The sequence below is a fragment of the Streptomyces sp. NPDC046859 genome (assembly GCF_040645135.1).
Lineage (GTDB): Bacteria > Actinomycetota > Actinomycetes > Streptomycetales > Streptomycetaceae > Streptomyces.
The window spans coordinates 509,362-516,049 of the sequence record NZ_JBEYXR010000001.1 but is presented as its reverse complement, the minus strand read 5'-3'; the positions used below and the strand labels follow the sequence as shown (position 1 = coordinate 516,049).

At 71.7% G+C, this 6,688-nt stretch carries 8 protein-coding genes; 3 read left to right on the top strand and 5 right to left on the bottom strand.

The features are described from left to right. Positions 1 to 226 precede the first annotated feature (226 nt). Both ABZ899_RS02360 and ABZ899_RS02355 read left to right on the top strand, forming a co-directional pair. Positions 227 to 442 carry a hypothetical protein gene (locus ABZ899_RS02360; protein ID WP_062669344.1) on the top strand — a complete coding sequence of 72 codons (216 nt, stop codon included), beginning with the start codon at positions 227 to 229 and terminating at the stop codon, positions 440 to 442. Beyond that, entirely contained in the window at positions 439 to 1,062 is a 624-nt protein-coding gene (locus tag ABZ899_RS02355; protein WP_361339501.1) for a GNAT family N-acetyltransferase, read from the top strand. Before ABZ899_RS02360 ends, ABZ899_RS02355 begins: the two co-directional genes overlap by 4 nt. A gap of 4 nt (positions 1,063 to 1,066) precedes the next feature. Here ABZ899_RS02355 and ABZ899_RS02350 read toward each other — a convergent pair whose 3' ends face one another. Together ABZ899_RS02350 and ABZ899_RS02345 are read right to left on the bottom strand one after the other, a co-directional pair. Next, positions 1,067 to 1,666 (bottom strand): TetR family transcriptional regulator, encoded by a 600-nt coding sequence (locus ABZ899_RS02350; protein ID WP_361339498.1) that lies wholly within the window; start codon positions 1,664 to 1,666, stop codon positions 1,067 to 1,069. Positions 1,667 to 1,707: 41 nt separating this feature from the next. Next, positions 1,708 to 2,715, bottom strand: coding sequence for an aldo/keto reductase (locus tag ABZ899_RS02345; protein ID WP_361339495.1), 1,008 nt, complete (start codon positions 2,713 to 2,715; stop codon positions 1,708 to 1,710). A gap of 183 nt (positions 2,716 to 2,898) precedes the next feature. Between ABZ899_RS02345 and ABZ899_RS02340 the strand changes: the two genes are divergently transcribed. Continuing rightward, the gene (locus ABZ899_RS02340; RefSeq protein WP_361339492.1) at positions 2,899 to 3,945 is read left to right on the top strand and encodes a chitinase; all 1,047 of its coding nucleotides are present in this window, start codon (positions 2,899 to 2,901) and stop codon (positions 3,943 to 3,945) included. Here the strand turns inward: ABZ899_RS02340 and ABZ899_RS02335 are convergent, their stop codons facing one another. The 3 genes from ABZ899_RS02335 to ABZ899_RS02325 all read right to left on the bottom strand — a co-directional run bounded on the left by ABZ899_RS02335 (position 3,946) and on the right by ABZ899_RS02325 (position 6,654). Beyond that, the gene (locus ABZ899_RS02335; RefSeq protein WP_361339489.1) at positions 3,946 to 4,479 is read right to left on the bottom strand and encodes a GNAT family N-acetyltransferase; all 534 of its coding nucleotides are present in this window, start codon (positions 4,477 to 4,479) and stop codon (positions 3,946 to 3,948) included. A 7-nt stretch (positions 4,480 to 4,486) separates the two neighbouring features. Next, complete coding sequence (locus ABZ899_RS02330) at positions 4,487 to 5,152, bottom strand: 1,4-alpha-glucan branching protein (protein WP_361339487.1); 666 nt, start codon at positions 5,150 to 5,152, stop codon at positions 4,487 to 4,489. A gap of 119 nt (positions 5,153 to 5,271) precedes the next feature. After that, positions 5,272 to 6,654 carry a glycine--tRNA ligase gene (locus ABZ899_RS02325; RefSeq protein ID WP_361339484.1) on the bottom strand — a complete coding sequence of 461 codons (1,383 nt, stop codon included), beginning with the start codon at positions 6,652 to 6,654 and terminating at the stop codon, positions 5,272 to 5,274. Positions 6,655 to 6,688: the final 34 nt, after the last annotated feature.

Here is a 6,688-nt window from a genome sequence, read left to right as displayed (position 1 = left end):
CTGCCGGTCCCGCCCGGCGCACTGCCCCAAGGTGCCGTCCCGGCGTCCGCCACCCCGAGTTCGTGGCCTCGTCGCCGGCACGCTTCCCTGGCGGGGCGGCGCGCCGGCCCCGAGTCGATCCGCCGTGACTGACCCGGAGGGGTATCGCCCGTCCCGGGCGTTACTGCACACTCCTTGCTGCGCGGCCCCACCCCACGGGCCGTTGTCCCCGGACGCTGGAGGCGTCATGCTGGAGATCAACACGAGCAAGGTGAGCCGCTGGGACCAGCACGGGCGGGTGCATGTCGTGCGGGTCGTGCGCAAGGGGCCGCAGCGCACGCTGAGATGCGAGACCTGCGGGTGGCGCAGGGCGGCGCAGTTCCTGCCGTGGCTGAAGGCCGAGGAGCACCTGGCGGAGGCCCACCAGGCCACCGTGGACCCGACGGAGACGCAGCGCGAATGACGAGTCATGTCCGCCTGTACGAGCCCGGTGACCGCGAGGCGGTCGAGGACATCTGTGTGCGCACGGCGCATCTGGGCGGGGACAGCCGGCCGCATTACGAGGACCCCGGCGTCTTCCCGGCGGCCTTCGCGCTGCCGTACGTCGTCCTGGAGCCGGAGTTGGCGTTCGTGGTGGACGACGGCCGGGGGCAGGCCGTCGGCTATGTCGTGGGGACGGCGGACACCGCGCGGTTCGTGCGGGACTACCGGACCACGTGGCTGCCGCGGATCGCCGGCCGCTACCCGGATCCGGCCGAACCCCGCACGCCGGACGAGGAGATCGCCCGTCTGCTGCACACCCCGGAGCGCATGCTGGTGCCGGAGGTGGCCGCCTATCCGGCCCATCTGCACATCGACCTGCTGCCCGGCTGGCAGGGCCGGGGATACGGCCGGACGCTGATGCACACCCTGTTCGGGGCCCTGCGGGAGCGCGGCGTCCCGGCCGTCCATCTGTGCATGGTCACCGCCAACACCCCCGCGCGGGCCTTCTACGACCGGCTGGGCTTCCACGAGATACCGGTGCCGGACGCCGGTCCGGTCACCTACCTGGGGCGGACGACGGAGACGTCCGGCGCCGGGTGACGGCTCAGACGCGGGCCCGTACTCCCCGGATCAGCAGGTCCACCAGGGCGTCGAAGTCGTCCTGCACACCGGGCTGTTCCCACTCCCGGGCGTAGTGCGGGTCGTGGAAGCGGTCGGTCGCCCGGAAGAGGGCGCGGGCCGCGACGGCCGGGTCCGCGACGGTGAGGGCGCCGGACGCGACGCCGTCCCGGACGATCGCGGTGAGCTGGCCGATGAGGTCGGCGATGTGCTCGCTCACGACCGTCTCGGCGGTCTCGGTGGTCAGCACCGAGTACGTGGCGAACAGCTCCGGGTCGTCGAACGCCTTGCGGCGCTTGGCGGCGAACAGCGCCGCGAGCCATTCCCGCAGCCGGGTCTCCGCGTCGAGGCCGGGTGCGCCGGCGATGTCCGCCAGGAGCCGCGTCGTCCGGTCCAGCCAGCGTTTGGTCACGGCCTCCCGCAGCGCCGCCTTGGTGCGGAAGTGCCGGTAGACGCTGCCATGGCTGACGCCGAGCGCGCGGGCCACGTCGACCACGGTGGCCTTGGCCGGGCCGTGGCGGCGCAGCACCTCCTCGGTCGCTTCGAGGATGCGCTCGGCGGTCAGGGTCGGAGACGTCGGTGGCATGCCCTAGACGGTACCCGGCGTGTCGGGTGGCGCCGCGGGCACTACTCGGTCCCCAGGTGGGCCATCTGCGGGGCCGGGTAGCGGTCGCCGGCCGCGGCGCCCGCGGGCACCGCCTCCTCGATCGCCGTCAGGTCCGCCTCGTCCAGCGTGGCGTCGAGGGCGCCCAGGGACTCGCCGAGCCGCTCGCGGGTGCGGGCGCCGACGAGGGGCACGATGTCCTCACCCCGGGACAGCACCCAGGCGATGGCGATCTGGGCGACGGAGACGCCCTTGCGCTCGGCGATCCTCCGCAGCGCGTCGACGAGGTCCAGGTTGTGCTGGAGGTTGTCGCCCTGGAAGCGGGGCGAGTGGGCCCGGAAGTCGTGCGCGGCGAGCTGCCGGTCGCGGGTGAAGTGCCCGGAGATCAGTCCGCGGGAGAGCACACCGTAGGCGGTGATGGAGATGCCCAGCTCGCGTGTGGTGGGCAGGATCGCCTCCTCGATGCCGCGGGAGATCAGGGAGTACTCGATCTGCAGGTCGGTGACGGGCGCGGTGGCGGCGGCGCGGCGGATCGTCTCGGCGCCGACCTCGCTGAGGCCGACGTGCCGGACGTGACCCTTCTCGATCAGTTCGGCGATGGCGCCCACCGTCTCCTCGATGGGCACGTCGGGGTCGCGCCGGGCGATCCGGTAGACGTCGATGTGATCGACGCCGAGGCGCTGCAGGGAGTAGGCGGCGAAGTTCTTCACGGCGGCGGGCCGGCCGTCGTAGCCGCTCCATTCGCCGTCGGGGCCGCGCAGCGCGCCGAACTTCACGCTCACCTGCGCCTTCGAGCGCAGTTCTGCGGGCGCCGTGCGCAGGGCCTCACCGATCAGGAGTTCGTTGTGGCCCATGCCGTAGAAGTCGCCGGTGTCGAGCAGGGTCACGCCCGCGTCCAGGGCGGCGTGGATCGTGGCGATCGACTCGGCCCGGTCCGCGTCGCCGTAGAGCGCCGACATGCCCATGCAGCCGAGGCCGAGGGCGGAGACCTGGGGGCCGGTGGTTCCGAGGGGTCGGGTTGGCATCGTCATGTCCTCCACCATGCCGCAACGGATGACAGATTTCAATATCTGTCATCCGTCATCTGTCATTCGCTGTTCACCGTCCGGGCCCGTCCACTCGGAACACTGGTCCAGACCTCTTAACGAAAGGTCTGGACCACGAGCAATGTCATGCCTACGACACCTCACCGCACCCCCCACCGGGAGGCCCGTATGCTCCGCCGCGCCCTGCGCGTGCTCGCCGTCGCGCTGACGACGGCCGCTCTCGCCCAGCTCCCCGTCGCCGCCCCCGCGTCCGCCGCCGACACCTGTGCCGTGAAGCCGAAACCGGCCGGCAAGGTGCTCCAGGGCTACTGGGAGAACTGGGACGGTGCCGCCAACGGCGTCCACCCGCCGTTCGGCTGGACCCCGATCACCGACTCCCGTATCGGGCAGCACGGCTACAACGTGATCAACGCGGCGTTCCCGGTCATCCGCTCCGACGGCACGGCGCTGTGGGAGGACGGCATGGACAGCGGGGTGAAGGTCGCCACCCCCGCGGAGATGTGCGCGGCGAAGGCGGCCGGCGCCACGATCCTGATGTCGATCGGCGGCGCCACCGCCGGCATCGACCTCAATTCGACGGCGGTGGCGGACCGGTTCGTCGACACGATCGTCCCGATCCTGAAGCGGTACAACTTCGACGGCATCGACATCGACATCGAGACGGGCCTGACCGGCAGCGGGAACATCGGGCAGCTGTCGGCGTCGCAGGCCAACCTCGTCCGCGTCATCGACGGCATCCTGGCGCGGATGCCGTCCGGCTTCGGCCTGACGATGGCCCCGGAGACGGCGTACGTCACGGGCGGCAGCGTCGTCTACGGCTCGATCTGGGGCGCCTACCTGCCGATCATCAAGAAGTACGCCGACAACGGACGCCTGTGGTGGCTGAACATGCAGTACTACAACGGCAGCATGTACGGCTGCTCCGGAGACTCCTACCAGGCCGGCACCGTCGAGGGCTTCGTCGCCCAGACCGACTGCCTCGACAAGGGCCTTGTAGTGCAGGGCACCACCATCAGGGTCCCCTACGGCAAGCAGGTGCCGGGCCTGCCCGCGCAGCCCGGCGCGGGCGGCGGCCACATGTCGCCGTCCCGGGTCGGCGAGGCCTGGCGGCACTACGGCGGCGCCCTCAAGGGCCTGATGACCTGGTCGCTCAACTGGGACGGCTCGAAGAACTGGACCTTCGGCGACAGCGTCAAGGCTCTGCAAGGCCGTTGATCACGGACTCCCCAGCTCCCTGACGTACCGGTCGAACAGGGTCCCGTCGTCCGCGAACCGCTGCCCGCCGGGCGTGAACCCCGCCCGGCGGGCCACGGCGACGGACGCCGCGTTGCCCGGCTCGACCTGGATGACGGCCGCCCGGGCGCCCGCGGCGGCCGCGTACCGGCAGACCAGCAGGACGGCCCGGGTCGCGAGGCCCCGCCCGCGCCAGGCCGGGTAGAGGCCGTACGCGACGTTGACCTGCCCCCGGGTGAGGCCCTCCGCCGCGAAGCGCAGGTCGATCGTCCCCGCGAGCGTCCGGCCGCCGTCCACGCGGATGCCGAAGGCCCGCAGGGAGCCGGAGCCCGCCCACTGTCCGGCGCAGTGCCGCAGATAGGCCGCGACACCCTCGGGGGTGCCGGGGCCGCCGCTGAGCCAGCGGATCAACTGCTCGTCCTCGCCGGCGAGATGGGCCGGCGCGTCGTCCGGCCCGAGCGGGGACAGGGTGATCTCCCCGTCGGAGAGGCGCGCGCCGGCCAGGGGCGTCCCCATACGGCGGTCAGTCCCGGCCGGTTCCGGGGTGCAGGGTGACGAAGAGGCCGTGGGCGCGGGTGCCGTCCGGCAGGCTCCAGACGCCGCCGACGTGCCCGAGGGCTCCGTCGGGCAGCGGCGGGGCGCCCTGGGGGGCCGGGCTCAGCACGCGGTGCAGCAGGAGCGAGCCGTCGGCCGTGGCGACGCGGGTGCCGTGCGCGGAGTCCTCGGCGACCGGGAGGCCGGGCTGCTCCCCCGTGAGGGCGGGGCCGGTGCGGGAGCGGGTGACGTCCCGGTCGACGGCGTCGGAGACGCTCTGCGCCTGCGCCTCGGCCCGCCCGTCGATCAGGGCGAGCAACTCGGCGACCAGCACCGGGTCGTGGCAGCCGTCGTACACCCAGCGCCGGCCCAGGACCCCGTGCTCCGTGGTCCCGATGAGGGCGTGCCCGGCCCCGTCGAGGGGGGCGCCGCGGTAGGTCATCGGGACGAGGTAGCCGGCCGTCCCCGGGGCCGATGCGTCGGTGATCACCATGAACTCGATGCCGACCTCGCCCTGCGGGTCGTCCAGCCGGAAGCCGCCGGCCTTCTCGGGCCGGGGCGCACCGGCACCGGCGTACCAGGGGCGCGAGGGCAGCCAGGCGGCGAGCAGTTCCAGTTTCGTGGGCGTGAGGGTGGTGCGGTGGATGATGGCCATGCCGCAGATTCTCTCGGACGCCGTCGGTGGGGGCGGCCGGGGGCCGGTGGAGACGACGCGGGGTCCCCGCCGCCCCTCGGAGAGGACGGTGGGGACCCCGTGTGACGGTGTCCGGGCGGTCAGGCGCCGATCAGGCGGCTCGCCAGGTAGCCCTCGATCTGGTCGAGGGAGACGCGCTCCTGCTTCATGGAGTCGCGCTCACGGACGGTGACCGCGTTGTCCTCCAGCGTGTCGAAGTCGACGGTGACGCAGAACGGCGTGCCGATCTCGTCCTGGCGGCGGTAGCGGCGGCCGATGGCGCCGGCGTCGTCGAACTCGATGTTCCAGTTCTGGCGCAGCGCCTGGGCGAGGCCCTTGGCCTTCGGGGACAGGTCGGCGTTGCGGGAGAGCGGCAGCACGGCCACCTTCACCGGCGCGAGGCGCGGGTCGAGCCGCAGCACGGTCCGCTTCTCCATCTTGCCCTTGGCGTTGGGCGCCTCGTCCTCGACGTAGGCGTCGAGCAGGAACGCCAGCATCGCGCGGCCGACACCGGCCGCCGGCTCGATGACGTACGGCGTCCAGCGCTCGCCGGCCTCCTGGTCGAAGTAGGAGAGGTCCTGGCCGGAGGCCTTGGCGTGGGCGGAGAGGTCGTAGTCGGTGCGGTTGGCGACACCCTCCAGCTCGCCCCACTCGTTGCCGCCGAACTGGAAGCGGTACTCGATGTCAGCGGTGCGCTTGGAGTAGTGGGAGAGCTTCTCCTTCGGGTGGTCGTACCACCGCATGTTCTCCTCGCGCAGGCCGAGACCGGTGTACCAGTTCCAGCGCTGCTCCATCCAGTACTCCTGCCACTTCTCGTCCTCGCCCGGCTTGACGAAGAACTCCATCTCCATCTGCTCGAACTCGCGGGTGCGGAAGATGAAGTTGCCGGGCGTGATCTCGTTGCGGAAGGACTTGCCCATCTGGGCGATGCCGAACGGCGGCTTGCGGCGCGAGGTGGTCTGCACCTGGGCGAAGTTGGTGAAGATGCCCTGGGCGGTCTCGGGGCGCAGGTAGGCGACGGAACCGGAGTCCTGGGTCGGGCCGAGGTGCGTCGACAGCAGACCCGAGAACTGCTTGGGCTCGGTGAACTGGCCCTTGTTGCCGCAGTTCGGGCAGTTGATGTCGGCGAGGCCGTGCTCGGGGAGGTGACCCTTCTTGGCCTCGTACGCCTCCTCCAGGTGGTCCGCGCGGAACCGCTTGTGGCAGGAGGTGCACTCGGTCAGCGGGTCCGTGAAGGTGGCGACGTGACCGGAGGCGACCCACACCTCGGGGGCGAGGATCACGGACGAGTCGATACCGACGACGTCCTCGCGCGACGTCACCATGTAACGCCACCACTGGCGCTTGAGGTTCTCCTTGAGCTCGACACCCAGCGGTCCGTAGTCCCAGGCGGCCTTCGTGCCGCCGTAGATCTCACTACTCGGGAATACGAAGCCACGGCGCTTGCTCAGGCTGACGATGGTGTCGATCTTGTCGGCGGCCACGGTGCTCTCTTCATTACGACGATGGGCGACGAAG